Raw genomic sequence first — 22,284 nt, 5'->3', positions numbered from 1 at the left:
TCTTGTGCTCAGTCGCCGCGGCCTCTCCGGCCGCTCGGGCTGACCGGGCCCGGCGTCTTCGGCCACTCGTCCGATGCCAGCCACTCGTCGATGACGTGCGCCGTCTCCTCGGCGCGGTCCTCCACGAGGGTGAAGTGGTTGGCGCGCACGGTTCGCAGGGTGTGGCCGGCCTCCCAGGGCTCGGCACGGCCGCTGACCAGGTCGGGGGACGTGTCATCCCCGTCCGGCACGAAGGACTGGGTGCACTGCACGAAGAGCACCGGGGCCTCGACCGGGGTGAGCGGAAGCTGCGGTACCAGTTCCACCCAGCGGCCCATCGCGGAGAGCCTGCTGCTGTCGAACCGGCCGAACACCGCTTCCTTGTCGAACATGCCGAGTGCGAGGCCGTCGAGGGGGACGCCGTCGCTCCCGCCGTCGTGCACCTTGAACGTGTCCAGCAGGATGACGCCCGCCGGGCGTACCCCGCATTCCCGTTCCAGGTGTCCGGCGGTGGCGTAGGCGAGGGTGCCTCCGGACGAGTAGCCGAGCAGGACGAACGGTTGGCCGTCAGCCGCGTCCAGCACGCTCCGGGCGAGTGCCTGGACGGCCGCGTCGGACGACGTGGGCAGGCTCTCGCCCGCGAGGAAGCCCGGGACGGGCAGTGCGGAGATCTTGTGCCTGCCTCCGAAGTGGGACACCAGACGTGCGTGCTGGTGGACGCCCCCGGTGGCCATCGGCGTGCTGAGGCAGATGAGGTGCGGCCCCTCGGAGGCGTCCGCGAGCCGGACCGCGGTGGGCAGCCGGTCGATCTCGTCCACCGAGGCGAAGCCGGGCCGGACGTCGGCGGCCGCCTGGAGGAGCGCGAAGCCCTTGTCCGCGCGGCCGGAGACGACGGCGGAGTGGAACAGGTCACGGAGTGTCTCCGGCGCCCTGCCGACCGAGGGTGCCTCGGCCCCGCCGGACGCGGAAGCGCGCTCCGTCCCGTCCGGTCCCTCGGATCCCTCGGCGGCTCCTGCTCCGCCTGGCCCCGCCTCGTCGGCCGTGAGGGGCGCTGACTCCAGGAGATCCGTACGCAGGATCCGGGCGAGCTCGGCCGGGCTCTTGCTGTCGAAGACCACCATCGGAGGCAGCCGCAGTCCGGTGTCCTTCATCAGGACGTTACGGAGTTCCATCGCGCTCAGCGAGTCGAACCCTGCCTCCAGGAAGTCCCGTTCGGCGTCGAGGGCGTCCGCGCTGCTGTGGCCGAGGAGTGCGGCCGCCCGATCCATGACGAGCGTCCTGAGGAGGGCCTCCTGCCCTGCCGGATCGGCCTGCGCGAATCGTTGCCGCAGGGACGTCGCGTCCGTCCTGGACACCGCACTGCGCCGCCTGGTGGTGGGGACGAGGTCGCGCAGGAGTGCGGGGATGGTGTCGGTACGGGTACGGAGTGCGGTGACGTCGATCGGCAGGGGAACCAGGGCGGCCCGCCCCGAAGCGAGACCGGCGTCGAACAACGCGAGACCCTGCTCCGGCTTCAACGCCGGCAACCCCTGACGCCTCATCCGCTCCAAATCCGCCTCACCCAGCCACTCACCCATCCCCGCACCCGCCCACAGCCCGTAAGCGAGTGAGGTAGCCGGCAACCCCTCCGCCCGGCGATGCACCGCCAACGCGTCCAGGAACACATTCGCCGCCGCATAGTTCGCCTGACCGGCCGCCAGCACCGAACCACCCGCCGACGAAAACATCACGAAGAACGCCAGCCCACGATCCCGCGTCAACTCATGCAAATACCAAGCCCCATCAGCCTTCGCACCCAACACCCGGTCCAACCGAGCCCCATCCATCGAACCGACCAACCCGTTATCACCCGCACCAGCCGCATGCACCACACCCACCAACCCAGCACCCATACCCTCAACCAACCCCACCACCGCACCACGATCCGACACATCACACGCCACCACAGACACCTCAGCACCCAACCCCTCCAACTCCCCCACCAACACACCAACCCCAGGAGCCTCCAGTCCCCGACGCCCCGCCAACACCAAACGCCGCACCCCATGCGCCTCCACCAAATGCCGCGCCACCAAACCACCCAAACCACCCGTCCCACCCGTCACCAACACCACACCATCCCCCACAGCCACACCCGTGCCCTCGCCCCCGTCCGCCGGTACTTCCACCAGGCGCGGGACCAGCACCTCACCACCGCGCACCGCAACCTCCGGCTCACCGGAGCCCAGCACCACACCCGCAACATCTGCGAACACCCCACCCGAAGCATCCACATCCACCAGCACAATCCGGCCCGGATTCTCCGCCTGCGCCGCCCGCACCAACCCCCACACCGGCGCCACACACACATCCACACCATCCCCCACACCCACCGACACACCACCACGCGTCACCACCACCAACGGACCACCCACAGCACCCTCAGCACCCTCAGCACCCTCATCAGCCAACCACCCCTTCACCCTGTCCAGCACCCCACCCAACACCGACCGCACACCCACCACCGGATCCACACCCACACCCACACCCACCGACGGAACCTCAAACACCACCGCACCCGCCACCCCAGCACCATCCACCACACCAGCCGACACCAACGGCCGCCACACCACCTCATGCAACCCACCACCCACACCCGACCCACCCAACTGCTCCACCGACACCGGACGGAGCGTCAGTCCGTCGACCGAGAGGACTGGTGCTCCGGCGGCGTCAGCCATCGCCATGGATACGGTGTCGTCGCCGGCCCCCGTGAGGCGCACGCGCAGCGCGGTCGGACCTGACGCGAACAGGCGGACGCCCTCCCAGAAGAAGGGGAGCGCGGGACGGTCGTCCCCCGCCGGGCCGGATTCGAGTTCGGCCGCTCGGAGTCCGAGAGCGTGCATGGTGGAGTCGAGAAGCGCGGGGTGCAATCCGAACCGCTGGGCATCCGCGTGTACGGAGTCGTCGAGTTCGACCTCGGCGAAGATCTCCTCCCCGTCGATCCAGGCCGCCTTGAGCCCCTGGAAGACAGGGCCGTATCCGTAGCCACGCTCGGCCAGGAGGTCGTACATGTCGGCGACCTCCACCCGGTTCGCGCCCGGCGGGGGCCATTCGGTGAGGTCGAAGGCCGGCACCGACTCACCCGCACCCGCACCCGCACCCGCACCCGCACCCAGCACACCGTCCGCGTGCAGCGCCCAACCCGTACCCGCGCCATCGCTCTCACGACGCGAATGCACCCGTACCGAACGACACCCGACCTCGTCCGGACCACCCAGCACCACCTGCAACGCCACCCCGCCACGCTCCGGAAGAACCAACGGCGCACGCAACGTCAACTCCTCCACCACCTCACAACCCACCTCATCAGCAGCCCGCACCACCAACTCCACAAACGCAGCCCCCGGCAACAGCACGGATCCCAGCACCTCGTGATCCGCCAACCACCCCATGCCCTCCACCGACAACCGCCCCGTCAACACCACACCGCCTGAATCCGGCAACGCCACCGCCGCACCCAACACCGGATGGTCAACCACCACCTGACCCAGACCACCAGCATCACCACCACCCACACACTCCAACCAGAACCGCTCACGCTGGAACGCATACGTCGGCAGATCAACACGACGCGCACCCGAACCCTCAAAGAACCGGGACCAGTCCACCGAAACACCCGCCACATGCAACTGACCCAACGCCGCGACAGCCGTGACCGCCTCGGGACGCCCCTTACGCACCAACGAAACAAACAGAGCCGACTCCACATCCACCGACTGCTGCGCCATCCCACTCAGCACGCCATCCGGACCCAGCTCGACGTAGGACGTGACGCCCTGGTCCTCCAGGAACCGGACCGCGTCCGCGAACCGCACGGCCTCCCGCACATGCCGGACCCAGTACGCCGGCGTCGCGACCTCCTGCGACACCTCGCCCGTCACGTTCGACACCACCGGAACGGATGGGGCAGTAAACGACAGTCCGGCCACCACCGCCCCGAACTCCGCCAACATCGGCTCCATCAACGGCGAATGGAAAGCGTGAGACACCCGCAGCACACTCGTCCGGCGCCCCTGCTCCTCGAACGTCGCGACCAGCCCGCGAACCGCGTCCTCCGTACCCGAAACGACCACCGCACGCGGCCCGTTCACCGCAGCCAGCGCGACTCCGTCGTTCAGCAGTGGAAGCACCTCGGCCTCCGTCGCCTCCACCGCCACCATCGACCCACCAGCGGGAAGCGTCTGCATCAACCGACCACGCGCCACCACCAGTTCAGCCGCATCCGCCAGCGACAACACACCCGAGACGTGCGCGGCAGCGATCTCGCCCACCGAATGACCCACCAGGAAGTCCGGACGCACGCCCCAGGACCCCACCAGCCGGAACAGAGCAGTCTCCACCGCGAACAGGCCGGCCTGGGCGAACATCGTCCCGTTCAACAGGTCGGCGTCCTCACCCCACACCACCTCACGCAGACTCACACCCAACCGGGCATCCAACTCCACCAGCACCGCGTCAAACGCCTCCGCGAACACCGGAAACGCCTCGTACAGCTCCCGGCCCATCCCGAGCCGCTGCGCACCCTGACCCGTAAACAAGAAGGCCGTAGCACCAGCCGGACGCACCGACCCACTAACCACCGAAGCCGACACCCCGCCCTCAACAAGAGCGGTCAGACCCCGCACCAGCTCCTCACGGTCCGACGCCGCCACCACCGCACGATGCTCAAGCACCGCACGCGACACCACCGACGAAAAACCCACATCCACCAGCGAAGAAGAGGACTCCGCCACCCGGGCCAGCAGCTTCGCGGCCTGCCCCGACAGCCCCGCCCCATTCCGCGCCGACAACACCACCGGCACCACCGGCACCTCAACCGAGGAAACCGTCGCCGGAGCCTCCACCACCGGAGCCTGCTCCACAATCACATGCACGTTCGTCCCACTCAGCCCGAACGACGACACACCAACCCGACGCGGACGATCCCGCTCCGGCCACACCCGCGACTCCGTCAACAACTCCACCGCACCCACAGCCCAATCCACCTGCGGCGTCGGCACATCCACATGCAACGTCCTCGGCAACACACCATGCCGAATCGCCTGCACCGCCTTGATCACACCACCCACACCCGCAGCCGCCTGCGCATGACCCAGGTTCGACTTCAACGAGCCCAGCCAGAGCGGATCGCCCTCCGGGCGCCCCTGCCCATACGTGGCGAGCAGCGCCTGCGCCTCGATCGGGTCTCCCAGCCGGGTCCCGGTGCCGTGCGCCTCCACCAGATCAACATCGGCAGACGACAGCCCGGCGTTCTCCAGCGCGGCGCGGATCACCCGCTGCTGCGATGGGCCGTTCGGAGCCGTCAGCCCGTTACTCGCACCGTCCTGATTCACGGCACTGCCCCGCACCACGGCCAGGACGTCGTGCCCGAGCCGCCGGGCGTCCGAGAGACGCTCGACCAGCAGAACGCCGACACCCTCGGACCACGCGGCACCGTCCGCGGCACCCGCGAACGACTTGCACCGACCATCCTTCGCCAACCCACGCTGACGGCTGAACTCGACGAACATGTCCGGGGTCGACATCACGGCCACACCGCCGGCCAGCGCCATGGAGCACTCGCCCGAACGCAGAGCCTGGGCCGCCAGGTGCAACGCCACCAGCGACGACGAACACGCCGTGTCAATCGTGAGGGAAGGCCCCTCAAGGCCCAACGTGTAGGAGATGCGGCCGGACACCAGGCTGCCGCCCGTGGTCGCGGCGGCCTCTGTTCCCTGGCCGTAGTCGTGATACATCAGGCCGGCGAAGACTCCCGTCCTGGTCCCCTTCAGGGAGCGGGGATCGATGGCCGCACGTTCGAGGGCTTCCCACGACGCCTCCAGCAGCAGGCGCTGCTGGGGATCCATGATCAGGGCCTCGTTCGGGCTGATGCCGAAGAACGCCGGATCGAAGTCTCCCGCGTCATAGAGGAAACCGCCCTCGTTCGCGTAGGTCTTGCCCGGCACTCCCGGCTCGGGGTCGTACACGCCCTCGATGTCCCAGCCCCGGTCGAGCGGGAACCCCGACACCGCGTCGCGGCCGGCGTCGACCAGATCCCACAGGTCCTCGGGCGAGGTCACTCCGCCCGGGTAGCGGCAGGCCATGCCCACGATGACGATCGGCTCGTCGTCCAGGTCGCGCACGGCGGGGCTGCTGCTCGGCCGCTCCGCCTCCCGCACCTCGCTTCCGTCGAGTTCGCCGTCGATGTACGCCGCCACAGCCCGTGAGGTCGGATAGTCGAAGACCAGCGTCGCGGGGAGCCGGAGCCCGGTCGTCAGGTTCAGTTCGTTACGGAGCTCCACCGCGCTGAGCGAGTCGAAGCCGAGCTCCTGGAAGGGCCGGTCCGCCTCGATTGCCTGGGCCGACGCATGGCCCAGCACCTTGGCCACACGGCCACGGACCATCTCCAGCACCTTGCGTGCTCGTTCGTCGGCGGCGAGACCGGCCAGACTGCGCACCAGTTCCTGCCCGCCTCCGGCCCCGGCGCCGGCGCCGGCCACAGCGCGTGCGGCGGGTCGCCTGGTGGTGGGGACGAGGTCGCGCAGGAGTGCGGGGATGGTGTCGGTACGGGTACGGAGTGCGGTGACGTCGATCGGCAGGGGAACCAGGGCGGCCCGGCCCGAAGCGAGACCGGCGTCGAACAACGCGAGACCCTGCTCCGGCTTCAACGCAGGCAACCCCTGACGCCTCATCCGCTCCAAATCCGCCTCACCCAGCCACTCACCCATCCCCGCACCCGCCCACAGCCCATAAGCAAGTGAGGTAGCCGGCAACCCCTCCGCCCGGCGATGCACCGCCAACGCGTCCAGGAACACATTCGCCGCCGCGTAATTCGCCTGACCCGCCGCCAGCACCGAACCACCCGCCGACGAAAACATCACGAAGAACGCCAGCCCACGATCCCGCGTCAACTCATGCAAATACCAAGCCCCATCAGCCTTCGCACCCAACACCCGGTCCAACCGAACCCCATCCATCGAACCGACCAACCCGTTATCACCCGCACCAGCCGCATGCACCACACCCACCAACCCAGCACCCACACCCTCAACCAACCCCACCACCGCACCACGATCCGACACATCACACGCCACCACAGACACCTCAGCACCCAACCCCTCCAACTCCCCCACCAACACACCAACCCCAGGAGCCTCCAACCCCCGACGCCCCGCCAACACCAAACGCCGCACCCCATACACCTCCACCAAATGCCGCGCCACCAAACCACCCAAACCACCCGTCCCACCCGTCACCAACACCACACCATCACCCACAGCCACACCCGTGCCCTCGCCCCCGCCCGCCGGCACCTCGACCAGACGCGGGACCAACACCTCACCACCACGCACCGCAACCTCCGGCTCACCCGAACCCAGCACCACACCCGCAACATCCGCGAACACCCCACCCGAAGCACCCGCATCGCCATCCACATCCACCAGCACAATCCGGCCCGGATTCTCCGCCTGCGCCGCCCGCACCAACCCCCACACCGGCGCCACACACACATCCACACCATCCCCCACACCCACCGACACACCACCACGCGTCACCACCACCAACGGACCACCCACAGCACCCCCAGCACCCTCATCAGCCAACCACCCCTTCACCCGCTCAAGCACCCCACCCAACACCGACCGCACACCCACCACCGGATCCACACCCACACCCACGCCCGCACCTACCGACGGAACCTCAAACACCACCGCACCCGACACCTCAGCACCGTCCGCCACACCAGCCGACGTCAACGGCCGCCACACCACCTCATGCAACCCACCACCCACACCCGACCCACCCAACTGCTCCACCGACACCGGACGGGACACCAACGCGCCTACGCTGAGCACTGGTTGACCCGCTTCGTCCGACACCAGGACCGACACACTGTCCTGCCCGGCCGGGGCGATCCGGACGCGGAGAGCCGAGGCCCCTGCCGCGTGCAGAGCGACGTTGGTCCAGGCGAAGGGCAGAACGGTCGACTCGTCGGTCCCCGAACCGTCGTCAATGAGCGCCACGTGCATGGCTGCGTCGAGCAGAGCGGGGTGCAGGCCGAAGCGCTGGGCGTCGTCGTGCGCCGAGTCGGGGAGTGCGACCTCCGCGTACAGCTCCTCCCCGGAGGTCCAGGCGGCCTTGAGCCCCTGGAACACCGGTCCGTAACCGTAGCCACGCTCGTTAAGGAGGTCGTAGGCTCCTTCGACGTCGATCGCCGTAGCGCCCTTCGGCGGCCAGACAGCCAGGCCCGAGGCGGGGGTCTCCGCACCCACGGCAAGGGTGCCTTCCGCATGGCGCGTCCAAGGCGCGTGGTCGGCGCCCTCGCCTCGTGAGTGCACGCTGACCGAGCGTCGCCCCGTCGGATCGGCTGCTCCGATCGCTACCTGAATCGCGACACCGCCCTCTTCGGGGACCACGAGTGGCGCCTGCAACGTCAGCTCTTCGAGGAGGTCGCAGCCAACCTCGTCACCGGCTCTGACGGCCAGTTCGACAAAGGCTGTGCCGGGCAGGAGAACGCTGCCCAGCACGCCGTGATCGGCGATCCAGGTCTGGGTGGCCAGAGAGAGCCTTCCGGTGAGCACCAGCTCATCGGCCTCCGCCAGCGCGACGGCCGCGCCGAGGAGTGGGTGATCGGTCGTGCCCAGGCCGAACGAGCCGGGGTCGTTGCCCCCGAGCTCCGCCTCCATCCAGTACCGCTCGCGCTGGAAGGCATACGTCGGCAGATCGACGCGACGAGCCCCCGAACCCTCGAAGAACCGGGACCAGTCCACCGAGACGCCGTCCACATGCAACTGCCCCAACGCCGCGACAGCCGTGACCGCCTCGGGACGCCCCTTACGCGCCAACGAAACGAAGAGCGCCGACTCCGCGTCCACCGACTGCTGCGCCATCCCGCTCAGCACACCATCCGGACCCACCTCGACGTAGGACGTGACGCCTTGCGCAGCGACGAACGACACCGCGTCCGCGAACCGCACCGCCTCCCGGACGTGCCGCACCCAGTACTCCGCCGAACCCCAGTCCTCCGCCAGATCCCCCGACACACCCGACACCACCGGAATCGACGCGGCACCGAACGACAGCCCGGCCACCACCGCCCCGAACTCCGCCAACATCGGCTCCATCAACGGCGAATGGAACGCGTGAGACACCCGCAGCACACTCGTCCTGCGCCCCTGACCGGCGAACTTCCCCGCCAGATCAGCAACCGCACCCTCCACACCCGAAACCACCACGGAACGCGGACCATTGACGGCCGCGATCCCCACCTCGCCGTTCAGCAGCGGAAGCACCTCGGCCTCCGTCGCCTCCACCGCCACCATCGACCCATCGGCCGGCAACGCCTGCATCAACCGACCACGTGCCACCACCAGTTCAGCCGCATCACCCAACGACAACGCACCCGAGACATGCGCCGCCGCGATCTCGCCCACCGAATGACCCACCAGGAAGTCCGGACGCACCCCCCACGACTCCACCAAGCGGAACAGAGCGGTCTCGACCGCGAACAGGCCGGCCTGGGCGAACATCGTCCCGTTCAACAGACCGGCATCCTCACCCCACACCACCTCACGCAACGAACGCCCCAACCGGGCATCCAACTCCCCCACCACCGCGTCGAACGCATCCGCGAACACCGGAAACGCCTCATACAGCTCCCGGCCCATCCCCAACCGCTGCGCACCCTGACCCGTGAACAGGAACGCGACCTTGCCCGTCGGACGCACCGACCCCCGCGCCACCGAAGCCGACGACTCGCCCTCAACCAGAGCCGTCAGACCCCGCACCAACTCCTCACGGTCCGACGCCGCCACCACCGCACGATGCTCCAGCACCGCACGCGACACCACCGACGAAAAACCCACATCCAACAAGGAAGCGGAAGCATCCATACGCCCCAGCAACTTCCCTGCCTGCCCCGACAGTCCCGTCTCACTCCGGGCCGACAACACCACCGGAACCACCGGCAGTTCAACCGCCCTGGCGATCTCCGGCTCCTCCACCACCGGAGCCTGCTCCACAATCACATGCGCGTTCGTCCCACTCAGCCCGAACGACGACACACCAACACGCCTCGGCCGATCCCGCTCCGGCCACACCCGCGACTCCGTCAACAACTCCACCGCACCCGCGGCCCAATCCACCTGCGGCGTCGGCATATCCACATGCAACGTCCTCGGCAACACACCATGCCGAATCGCCTGCACCGCCTTGATCACACCACCCACACCCGCAGCCGCCTGCGCATGACCAAGATTCGACTTCAACGACCCCAACCACAACGGATCACCCTCGACCCGCCCCTGCCCATACGTCGCAAGCAACGCCTGCGCCTCGATCGGATCACCCAACCGAGTCCCCGTCCCGTGCGCCTCCACCAGATCCACCTGATCCGACGAAATCTGCGCATCAGCCAACGCCGCACGAATCACCCGCTGCTGCGACGGACCATTCGGAGCCGTCAGCCCATTACTCGCACCGTCCTGGTTGACGGCGCTGCCGCGCAGGACGGCCAGGACCGGGTGTCCGTTGCTGCGGGCGTCGGAGAGCTTCTCCAGGAGCAAAACGCCGGCCCCCTCCGACCAGCTCGTGCCGTCGGTGGAGCCCGCGAACGACTTGCAGCGGCCGTCCTTGGAGAGGCCGCCCTGTCTGCTGAACTCGACGAAGACCTCAGGCGTCGACATGAGCGCCACGCCTCCGGCCAGTGCCATGGAGCACTCGCCCGAACGCAGCGCCTGGGCCGCCAGGTGCATCGCGACCAGCGACGACGAGCACGCCGTGTCCAGCGTCATCGACGGGCCCTCGAAGCCGAAGACGTACGACACCCGGCCCGAGGCGATGGAACCCGTGGCGCTGGAGTGGGCGTAGTCGTGGTACATCATTCCGGCGAATACGCCGGTTTTGCTGCCCTTCAACGTGGTGGGGTCGATGCCGGCCCGCTCGAACGCCTCCCAGGACGTCTCCAGCAGCAGCCGCTGCTGCGGGTCCATGATCAGGGCCTCGTTCGGGCTGATCCCGAAGAACGCCGGGTCGAACGTGTCTGCGGTGTGGAGGAACCCGCCCTGGTTGACGTAGCTGGTGTTCTGTCGCTCGCCGTCCGGATCGTAGAGGGCACCGAGGTCCCAGCCGCGGTTCTCCGGGAACTCGGATATGGCGTCCACACCGTCGTTCACCAGCTGCCACAGGGCCTCCGGTGATTCGACGCCGCCCGGAAAGCGGCAGCTCATCGCGACGATGGCGATGGGCTCGTGGGCCGCGGAGGACAGCTTTCGGTTGTGGGCCCGCAGTCGGTCGTTCTCCTTGAGCGACGCCCGCAGTGCGGCGACCAGCTTCTCGTCAGAATTACTCATCGGGGCTCTCACATTCCCTGTGTCGCGTCGTCAAGGCCGGATCCGTCGAGCGCCATGCTGATCAGGCTCTCGGCATCCATCGAGTCGATGGAGTCGGCGGAGGGCTCGTCCGTACCCTCGGCCTCGTTCGCCGGCTCGTCGTAAGCACCGGCGAGCTCGAAGAGGACTTCCATCAGTCCCGCGTCCCTGAGCCGGCTCAGGGGAATTCCTTGCAGGATGCGTCGGACCCGCTCCTCCCCGACGGCCTCGGCGTCCGTGGGAGAGTCGGGGCGCAGTTCCTCCGCCAGGTGCTGGGCGAGTGCGCGGGAGTTCGGATAGTCGAAGACCAGCGTGGCCGAGGGGCGGAGTCCGGTGGCCTGGGCCAGGCCATTGCGGAACTCCACCGCCGCCAGCGAATCGAACCCGAGCTCCTTGAACGCCCGGTCCGGCTCGATGGCCGAGGGACCCGCGTACCCGAGAATGGCGGCCGCGTGGGCGCGTACGAGGTCGAGCACCTGCTCCGCGCGTTCGTCGTCGGTCAGCGAGGTCATCCGCCGGCGGAACGCCGCAGCACCGGATGCCGACGCGTCGGTGGGCCGGTGGGCACTGGGCCGTACCAGTCCTCGGAACAGGTCGGGCAGGTCGTCCGGCTCCGGGGCCCCCGCCCCGGTGAGGTCGACCCGCATGGTGACGAGCGCGGGCCCACCGGAGGTCTCGGCCGCGTCGAAGAGAGCGGTTCCTTCCTCGCCGGAGAGCGGTTCGATACCGGTCCGGCGCATCCGCTGGGAGTCGGCGCTCTGCAGGCCGTCCACCATGCCGCCGTCCGCCCAGGGGCCCCAGGCGAGGGACTGTGCGGGGAGCCCTTCGGCCCTGCGGTACGTGGCCAGCGCGTCCAGGAACGCGTTGGCGGCGGCGTAGTTGCCCTGGCCTGGGTTGCCGAGTACTCCGGCAGCCGAGGAGAAGAGGACGAAGGCGGCGAGGTTCATACCGCGCGTCAGCTCATGCAGGTTCAACGCCGCATCCACCTTCGGACGCAACACCGCCCCCACCCGCTCCGCCGTCAACGAACCGATCACCCCGTCATCCAGCACCCCCGCCAGATGCACCACCCCCACCAACGGACGATCCACCGGAATCGCCCCCAACACCCCAGCCAACGCCCCCCGATCAGCCACATCACACGCCTCCACCACCACCTCAGCACCCCACCCCGCCAACTCCTCAACCAACTCACCCACACCCTCAACCGCACCACCACGACGACTCGTCAACACCAACCGCCGCACCCCACGCTCCACCACCAAATGACGCGCGAACACCCGGCCCAGCGTCCCCGTACCACCCGTCAACAACACCGTCCCCGCGGAATCGAACTCCACGCCGGACCTGTCAGCGGCGGAAGACACGGCGCGTTCCAGCCGGCCCACGTGCGCACGGCCCTCGCGTACCACCACCTGCGACTCGTCGAGGGCCACCAGCCGTGCCACCTCAGCGAGGTCGTCCGGCTCGCCGTCCAGCAGCACCACACGTCCCGGATTCTCCGACTGCGCCGACCGCACCAGCCCCCACACAGCAGCACCGGCCACATCCGTCAGCTCTTCGCCCGGCAACGCGATGGCACCCACCGTCCGCACCACCAACCGTGCGTCGGCAAACCGCTCATCACCCAGCCACTCCTGCACCACCCCCAACACCTCACACACCGCATCCCGCACACCACCCGCAGAACCAACCCCCACCCCACCGGCGCGCAGCGAATCGAACACCACCACATCCGGCACCACACCCGAGGGGCTCTTCAGATCGCTCCAGTGGCCCACGGCCACGCCATCCGCCTCGTCAGCGCCGGGCAGCGCCACTTCGGGCCACCCCACCCCGAACAGAGACCCCCAAGCACCGGACTCGGCCGCCGCGCGCCGGGCGCCGCCCACCGAGCGCAGCACGAGCGAACCCACCGACGCCACCACACCACCGCTCGCATCGGCCAGCACCACCGACACCCGGCCCTCACCCAGCACGGAGACCCGAACCCGCACCACCGACGCACCCACCACGCCCAACGACACACCGGACCACGCGAACGGCAGCGCGGCCCCCTCATCCACCGCACCCGACAACGCCACCCCATGCAGCGCCGCGTCGAACAGCGCGGGGTGCAGGGCGTAGGTTCCGGTCTCGGTGCCTTCGGGGAGACCCACCTCGGCAAAGATGTGGTCCTCGGTCCGCCAGGCTTCGCCCAGTCCGCGGAAGGCCGGCCCGTAGCGCAGACCCGCTTCCGCCATGCCGGCGTAGAACCCGTCCAGATCGACCGGCTCCGCACCGGCCGGCGGCCACTGCCCCGCACTCCACGCCACGTCCTCGGCGTCGGGCGCGGCAGCGACGGCGATCAGCGAACCGGTGGCGTGGCGCACCCACGGCAGGTCCGTCGCCTCGCCTCGCGAGTGAACGGTCACCGGTCGCCGGCCGGAGTCGTCCGGGGAACCGACGACGACCTGGAGGGCGACGCCACCATGCTCCGGGAGCACCAGGGGCGCTTCCAGGGTCAGCTCTTCGAGCCCGGCGTACCCGACCTCGTCTGCTGCTCTCAGTGCCAGCTCCACGAAACCCGTGCCAGGGAAGAGGGCAGCGTCACCGACCGCGTGGTCGGCCAGCCAGAGCTGGGCCCCGGTGGACAGGCGACCGGTCAGAATCACACTGTCCGTGTCGGGCGAGGTCACGACCGCGCTCAGAAGGGGGTGGCCGGCGGATTCCTGCCCGATCGATTCGAGGTCGGCACCACGCTGCTCGCCGACGATCCAGTAATTCTGGTGCTGGAAGGCGTAGGTCGGCAGGTCGACGCGGCGGGCTCCCGAGCCCTCGAAGAACCGGGACCAGTCCACCGGAGTGCCCGCCACATGCAACTGGCCCAGCGCCGTGACAGCCGTGGACACCTCGGGACGCCCCTTACGCACCAGGGGGACGAAGACAGCCGTCTCCGCGTCCACCGACTGCTGCGCCATCCCGCTCAGGACGCCGTCCGGGCCCAGTTCGATGTAGGACGTGACGCCTTGCGCAGCGACGAACGACACCGCGTCCGCGAACCGCACCGCTTCCCGGACGTGCCGCACCCAGTACGCGGCCGAGCCCCAGTCCTCCGCCAGATCCCCCGACACACCCGATACGACAGGGATCGACGCGGCACCGAACGACAGTCCGGCCACCACCGCCCCGAACTCCGCCAACATCGGCTCCATCAACGGCGAATGGAAAGCGTGAGACACCCGCAGCACACTCGTCCTACGCCCCTGACCGGCGAACTTCCCCGCCAGATCAGCAACCGCCGACTCCACACCCGAAACCACCACGGAGCGAGGCCCGTTGACCGCCGCGATCCCCACCTCATCGCTCAGCAGCGGAAGCACCTCGGCCTCCGTCGCCTCCACCGCCACCATCGACCCACCAGCCGGCAACGCCTGCATCAACCGACCACGCGCCACCACCAGTTCAGCCGCATCGGCAAGCGACAGCACTCCCGCCACATGCGCAGCCGCGATCTCCCCGACGGAGTGACCCACCAGGAAGTCCGGACGCACCCCCCACGACTCCACCAACCGGAACACAGCCGTCTCGACCGCGAACAGGCCGGCCTGGGCGAACATCGTCCCGTTCAGCAGCTCGGCGTCCTCACCCCACACCACCTCACGCAGACTCACACCCAACCGGGCATCCAACTCCCCCACCACCGCGTCAAACGCCTCCGCGAACACCGGAAACGCCTCATACAGCTCCCGACCCATCCCCAACCGCTGCGCACCCTGACCCGTGAACAAGAACGCGACCTTGCCAGCCGGACGCGCCGACCCCCGCACCACCGACGCTGCCACTCCACCCTCAGCGAGTGCCCCCAGGCCCCGTACCAGCTCGTCACGGTCCGCAGCCGCCACCACCGCACGATGCTCCAGCAGCGCACGCGAGACCACCGACGAATAGCCCACATCCAACACCGACGAGGAAGCATCGATCTGCCCCAGCAGCTTCCCCGCCTGCGCCGACAGGCCGCTCTCACTCCGCGCCGACAGCACCACCGGAACCACCGGCAGTTCAGCAGACCTGGCGATCTCCGGCTCCTCCACCACCGGAGCCTGCTCCACAATCACATGCGCGTTCGTCCCACTCAGCCCGAACGACGACACACCCACCCGACGCGGACGATCCCGCTCCGGCCACACCCGCGACTCCGTCAACAACTCCACCGCACCCGCAGCCCAATCCACCTGCGGCGTCGGCACATCCACATGCAACGTCCTCGGCAACACACCATGCCGAATCGCCTGCACCGCCTTGATCACACCACCCACACCCGCAGCCGCCTGCGCATGACCAAGATTCGACTTCAACGACCCCAACCACAACGGATCACCCTCGACCCGCCCCTGCCCATACGTCGCAAGCAACGCCTGCGCCTCGATCGGATCACCCAACCGAGTCCCCGTCCCGTGCGCCTCCACCAGATCCACCTGATCCGACGAAATCTGCGCATCAGCCAACGCCGCACGAATCACCCGCTGCTGCGACGGACCATTCGGAGCCGTCAGCCCATTACTCGCACCGTCCTGATTCACCGCGCTGCCCCGCACCACGGCCAGGACGTCATGCCCGAGCCGCCGGGCGTCCGAGAGACGCTCGACCAGCAGAACCCCGACACCCTCGGACCACGCGGCACCGTCCGCGGCACCCGCGAACGACTTGCACCGACCATCCTTCGCCAACCCACGCTGACGGCTGAACTCGACGAAGACCTCTGGCTCCGACATGACGGCCACGCCGCCCGCCAGCGCGAGGGAGCACTCTCCGGAACGCAGCGCCTGGATCGCGAGATGCAGTGCGACCAGCGACGACGAGCACGCCGTGTCCACCGTCATCGACGGGCCTTCGAGGCCGAGTACGTAGGAGATCCGGCCGGAGGCGATGCCGCCCGTGCTCGCGTTGTGGGCGTAGTCGTGGTACATCATCCCGGCGAATACACCGGTCCGGCTCTCCTTGAGGGAGAGCGGGTCGATGCCGGCCCGCTCGAACGCCTCCCAGGACGTCTCCAGCAGCAGCCGCTGCTGCGGGTCCATGATCAGGGCCTCGTTCGGGCTGATCCCGAAGAACGCCGGGTCGAATCCGGGGGCGTCGTCGAGGAACCCGCCACGGGCGACGTAGCTGGTGTCCGGCCGGATGCCTTCCGGGTCGTAGATCTTCCGCAGGTCCCAGCCCCGGTCGGACGGGAAGTCGGATATGAGGTCGGCGCCCTCGGCCACGGCCTGCCAGAGATCCTCGGGTGAGCCCACGTTGCCCGGGTAGCGGCAGGCCATGCCCACGATGACGATCGGGTCGTCCGTGTGCGCGGCGGAGTTCGGGCTCACCGCCGTGAGGGCGGCTGTCGCGGGGGCGTCGGCGCCGGCCACCTCGCTCAGCAGGTGGCGGGCCAGGGCCACGGGGGTGGGGTAGTCGAAGACGACGGTTGCGGGGAGACGGAGCGCGGTGGCTTCGGCCAGCGCGTTACGGAACTCCACCGCCCGCAAGGAGTCGAAGCCGAGGTCCTTGAACGCCTTCTCCGGTTCGATGGCCTGGAGGGAGCTGTATCCGAGGACGGAGGCGACCTGTTCGAGGACGACCTCCAGCATCGCTCCTTCTCGCTCGGACTCGGCGAGCCGCGCGAACCGCTGCTGAAGGCCGTTCGCCACGGCGTGGCCCGTGGCCCTGCGCCGGGTGACGACCGGGACCAGCGTGCGGAAGAGTTCGCGGCTGCTGTCCCCCTGGGCCCGTACGGCGGCGAGGTCGAGCTGCACCGGAACCGCCACCGGCTTGTCCATCCGCAGTGCGGCGTCGAAGAGGGCGACTCCTCGTTCCGAGGAGATCGGGAAGACGCCGCCGACGGAGGAAATACGGGAGCGTTCAGCACCGGACAGCTTGCCGGTCATGCCGCTGGCCTCGTCCCAGAAGCCCCAGGCGAGGGACTGTGCGGGGAGCCCTTCGGCCCTGCGGTACGTGGCCAGCGCGTCCAGGAACGCGTTGGCCGCGGCGTAGTTGCCCTGCCCCGCGTTGCCGAAGGTGCCGGCCACGGACGAGAAGAGGACGAAGGCGGCGAGGTTCATACCGCGCGTCAGCTCATGCAGGTTCAACGCCGCATCCACCTTCGGACGCAACACCGCCCCCACCCGCTCCGCCGTCAACGAACCGATCACCCCGTCATCCAGCACCCCCGCCAGATGCACCACCCCCACCAACGGACGATCCACCGGAATCGCCCCCAACACCCCCGCCAACGCCTGCCGATCAGCCACATCACACGCCTCCACCACCACCTCAGCACCCCACCCCGCCAACTCCTCAACCAACTCACCCACACCCTCAGCCAGACCACCACGACGACTCGTCAACACCAACCGCCGCACCCCACGCTCCACCACCAAATGACGCGCGAACACCCGGCCCAGCGTCCCGGTTCCGCCTGTCAGCAGCACCGTCCCCACCGAACCGAACTCCACGCCGCCCACGCCCTCATCGGACGGCGCCACCGCACGCACCAGCCGGCCCACGTGCGCACGGCCCTCCCGCACCACCACCTGCGACTCACCCAGCGCCACCACCCGCGCCACACCTGTCAGACCACCCACACCATCCAACTCGCCGTCCAGCAGCACCACCCGCCCCGGATTCTCCGACTGCGCCGACCGCACCAGCCCCCACACAGCAGCACCGGCCACATCCGTCAGCTCTTCGCCCGGCAACGCGATGGCACCCACCGTCCGCACCACCAACCGTGCGTCGGCAAACCGCTCATCACCCAGCCACTCCTGCACCACCCCCAACACCTCACACACCGCATCCCGCACACCACCCGCAGAACCAACCCCCACCCCACGGGCGCGCAGCGAATCGAACACCACCACATCCGGCACCACACCCGACGAGCTCTTCAGATCGCTCCAGTGGCCGACACCTACACCCTCGACCGCGTCCCCGTCCGGCAACGCCACCTCCGGCCACTCCACCCCGAACAACGCCCCCCACACACCCGACTCCGCCACCGCACGCCGCTCACCGACCACCGAACGCAGCACCAACGACTCCACCGACGCCACCACACCCGCACCACCCGCATCGGCCAACACCACCGACACCCGGCCCTCACCCAGCACCGACACCCGAACCCGCACCACCGACGCACCCACCACACCCAACGACACACCCGACCACGCGAACGGCAACGCGGCACCCCCACCCACCGCACCCGACAACGCCACCCCGTGCAACGCCGCATCGAGCAGCGCCGGGTGGAGCCGGAAGTCCGTCGCGGGTGTTCCGGTGGGGAGGGCGACCTCGGCGTAGATGTCGCCGTCGGTGCGCCAGGCCGCGTTCAGGCCGCGGAAGACGGGGCCGTAGCGGAGGCCCTCCTGCTCCATTGCGTCGTAGAAGCCGTCCAGGTCCACCGGCTCCGCACCGGCCGGGGGCCACTGTCCGGCGCTCCATGCCGCGTCCTCGACGTCGGGCGTTCCCGCGCCCGAGGTCGCGGTGCCGGGCGCGAGGACGCCGGTCGCGTGCCGGGTCCACGGCTGGTCGCCGTCGTCCGTACGGGCGTACACGGTCACCGGGCGCCGGCCGTCCGAGGCCGCGGTGCCGACCGTGACACGTACGGCGACACCACCCCGCTCGGGGACGATCAGCGGTGCCTCCAGCGTCAGTTCGTCGATCACCGGGCAGCCGACCTGGTCACCGGCGTAGCCGACGAGTTCCACCTGTCCGGTGCCGGGGAAGAACGCGGAGTCGCCCACGCGGTGGTCGCCGAGCCACGGGTGGGTGCCGAGGGACAGGCGGCCCGTCAGGCTGAGCGCGTCCGTGTCCGGAGCGGAGACCCGTGCGCCGAGCAGCGGGTGGCCGGCCGGTTCGAGGCCGGCGGTCAGCACGTCGCCGGCGCCGGTGGGCGCGGTGACCCAGTAGCGCTCGCGTTGGAAGGCGTACGTGGGCAGCTCCACGCGGTTGGCGGGCGCGGCGGTCTCGGGGAAGAAGAGGCTCCAGTCGACCGGGGCGCCGTGCACGTAGGCCTCGGCCAGCGATGTGGCGAAGCGGTCCGGTCCGCCGCTGTGCCGGCGCAGCGAGCCGACGGCGGTGGCGGTGGCCGAGCCGGCGGCGACGGTCTCGCCGAGGGCGATGAAGAGGCCCGGGTGGGGGCTGGCCTCGACGAAGAGGGTGAACCCGTCGTCGAGCATGGCCCGGGTGGTGTCCTCGAAGCGCACGGTGCGGCGCAGGTTCTCGTACCAGTAGCCGGCGTCGAGTGCGGTGGTGTCGAGTGGGCCGCCGGTCACCGTGGAGTAGAAGGTCGTGGTGGACGGGCGGGGGGTGACCTCCGCGATGTCCGCCAGCAGGCGGTCGCGTATCTCCTCGACGAACACCGAGTGCGAGGCGTAGTCCACCGGGATGCGGCGGGCCTGTACGCCCTGTGTCTCCAGGTGGGTGTACAGCTCGTCGAGGGCTTCCTTCTCGCCGCACACGACGGTGGAGGAGGGGCTGTTGACCACGGCGATCTGAAGCCTGTCGCCCCAGCCGCTCATCGCCGATTCGGCCTGCGCGGAGGACAGCGCGACCGACATCATGCCGCCGCGTCCGGCGAGGTCCTGGCGGATGATCCGGCTGCGGAGCGCGACGACGCGGGCGCCGTCCTCCAGCGAGAGGGCACCGGCGACGCAGGCGGCCGCGATCTCTCCCTGGGAGTGGCCGACGACGGCGGCGGGCTCGACACCGCACGCGCGCCAGAGGGCCGCGAGGGAGACCATGACGGCCCACAGGACCGGCTGGACGACGTCGACCTCGTCGAAGGTGGGCGCTCCCGGGCGCTGGTGGACGACGTCGAGGAGGTCCCAGTCGGTGAAGGGGGCCAGCGCTTCGGCGCATTCGCGCATCCGCTCGGCGAACACCGGTGAGGATTCGAGGAGTTCGACGGCCATGCCGTCCCACTGGGAGCCCTGGCCGGGGAAGACGAAGGCGACCTGGGCGGGGCCGGTGGCGGTGCCGCGGATCACGTGCGGCGCCTTGGCGCCCTCCGCGAGTGCGTCCAGGCCGGTGAGCAGAGGAGTGGACGCAGGGGTGGGCTCGCGGTCGTCGTCGGCGTCGGCGTCGGCGGCGGCGGCGGCGGCGGCGGCGGCCGGGAGGGTCCCGGTGTCGAGGACGACGGCACGGTGCTCGAACGCGGTGCGGGTGGCGACCAGGGCGTGGCCGATGTCCTGGGGCCGGGCGGCGGCTCCGGATCCGTCCCGTACGAAGGAGGCCAGTCGCGCCGCCTGGGCGCGCAGGCCCGCGGCGCTGCGTCCCGAGACGAGGAACGGGGCGACGGGCGCGGTGAAGGGCGTGGCGGCGGACGTGGTGAAAGGCGCCGTCCGGCTGTCCGTGGCCGGCTGTCCTTCGACCGGCTGCTCGCTCTTCCCGTCGCCGGTCCCGATGGTCGCACCTGTCCCGGTGGTCGCGCCTGTCGCGCTGTCGCGGCCCGTGGTGGCGGGTTCGGCGGCGGGTTCCGGCGCCGGGGCCTCCTGGAGGATCACGTGGACGTTGGTGCCGCTGAGCCCGAACGCCGAGACGCCTGCGGTACGCGGGTGGCCGTTCTGCGCCCAGGGTTCGGCCTCGGTGAGCAGGCTGACGTGGCCGGCGGTCCAGTCGACGTGGGTGGAGGGCTGTTCGACGTGCAGGGTCCTGGGGAGCAGGCCGTTGCGCAGGGCCATCACCATCTTGATGATGCCGCCGACGCCCGCCGCCGCCTGGGCGTGGCCGATGTTGGCCTTGAGCGAGCCCAGCCGCAGCGGCTCCTCGGCGGTGCGGTCCTGGCCGTACGTGGCGAGCAGGGCCTGCGCCTCGATCGGGTCGCCGAGGGTGGTACCGGTGCCGTGGGCCTCGACGACGTCGACGTGGGCGCCGGGTACGCGTGCGTTGGCGAGGGCCTGGCGGATGACGCGTTGCTGGGACGGGCCGCTGGGCGCGGTGAGGCCGTTGGATGCGCCGTCGGAGTTGATGGCAGAGCCGCGTACGACGGCGAGCACGGGGTGTCCGTTGCGGCGGGCGTCGGAGAGGCGCTCCAGCAGGACGATGCCCGCGCCCTCCGACCAGCCGGTGCCGTCGGCGGCGTCGGAGAACGCCTTGCACCGCCCGTCGGGCGCGAGACCGCGCTGCTTGCTGAAGGCGACGAAGGGCGCAGCTGTGGACATGACCATGACTCCGCCGGCCAGTGCGAGGCTGCACTCGTCCTGGCGCAGGGCCTGCGCGGCGAGGTGCAGGGCGACCAGCGACGACGAGCAGGCGGTGTCCACGGTGAAGGACGGGCCTTCGAGGCCGAGGGTGTAGGAGATGCGGCCGGAGATGACGGAGGCGGCCCGTGCGGTGGACATGTAGGCCTCGACGGCCTCGGGTACGCCTTCGGGGAAGTCGCCGTAGTCCTGGATGCCGGATCCCATGTAGACGCCGACGCGGCCGCCGCGCAGGGTCTCCGGGTCGATTCCGGCCCGTTCGAAGGCCTCCCAGGCGACTTCGAGGGTGAGGCGCTGCTGCGGGTCGGTGGCCTCCGCCTCCATGGGGCTGAGGCCGAAGAACCCGGCGTCGAAGTCGCCCGCGCCCTGGAGGAATCCGCCCTGGTGGACGTAGCTGGTGCCCGGCTGCGAGGCGTCGTCGCCCATGAGCTGGTCGAGGTCCCAGCCCCGGTCGTCCGGCATGCCCGTTACGGCGTCGCGGCCCTCGGCGACCAGTTGCCACAGGTCCTCGGGGGTGGTCACTCCGCCGGGGTAGCGGCAGCCCATGGCCACGACGGCGATGGGTTCCTGCGCGGCGGCCTCGGCGTCCTGGAGGCGGCGCCGGGTGCGGTGCAGGTCTGCGGTCACCTTTTTGAGGTAGTCGAGGATCTTCTCGTCGTTGGCCATATCGGTCTCACCGAGTCCTTTGGGTCAGATGC

The 22,284-nt window shown here is 69.7% G+C and carries 2 protein-coding genes; both read right to left on the bottom strand.

The features are described from left to right. Window positions 1–8 precede the first annotated feature (8 nt). Window positions 9–11,363 carry a type I polyketide synthase gene (locus ACZ6S6_RS16620; RefSeq protein WP_469706060.1) on the bottom strand — a complete coding sequence of 3,785 codons (11,355 nt, stop codon included), beginning with the start codon at window positions 11,361–11,363 and terminating at the stop codon, window positions 9–11. Next, window positions 11,360–22,252 (bottom strand): type I polyketide synthase, encoded by a 10,893-nt coding sequence (locus ACZ6S6_RS16615; protein WP_469706059.1) that lies wholly within the window; start codon window positions 22,250–22,252, stop codon window positions 11,360–11,362. Before ACZ6S6_RS16615 ends, ACZ6S6_RS16620 begins: the two co-directional genes overlap by 4 nt. Between the last annotated feature and the right edge of the window lie 32 nt (window positions 22,253–22,284).

This window comes from Streptomyces sp. NPDC048671 (assembly GCF_055587045.1).
Note: the sequence above shows the minus strand (reverse complement) of the source record. Positions and strands in the feature narration are given on the sequence as shown.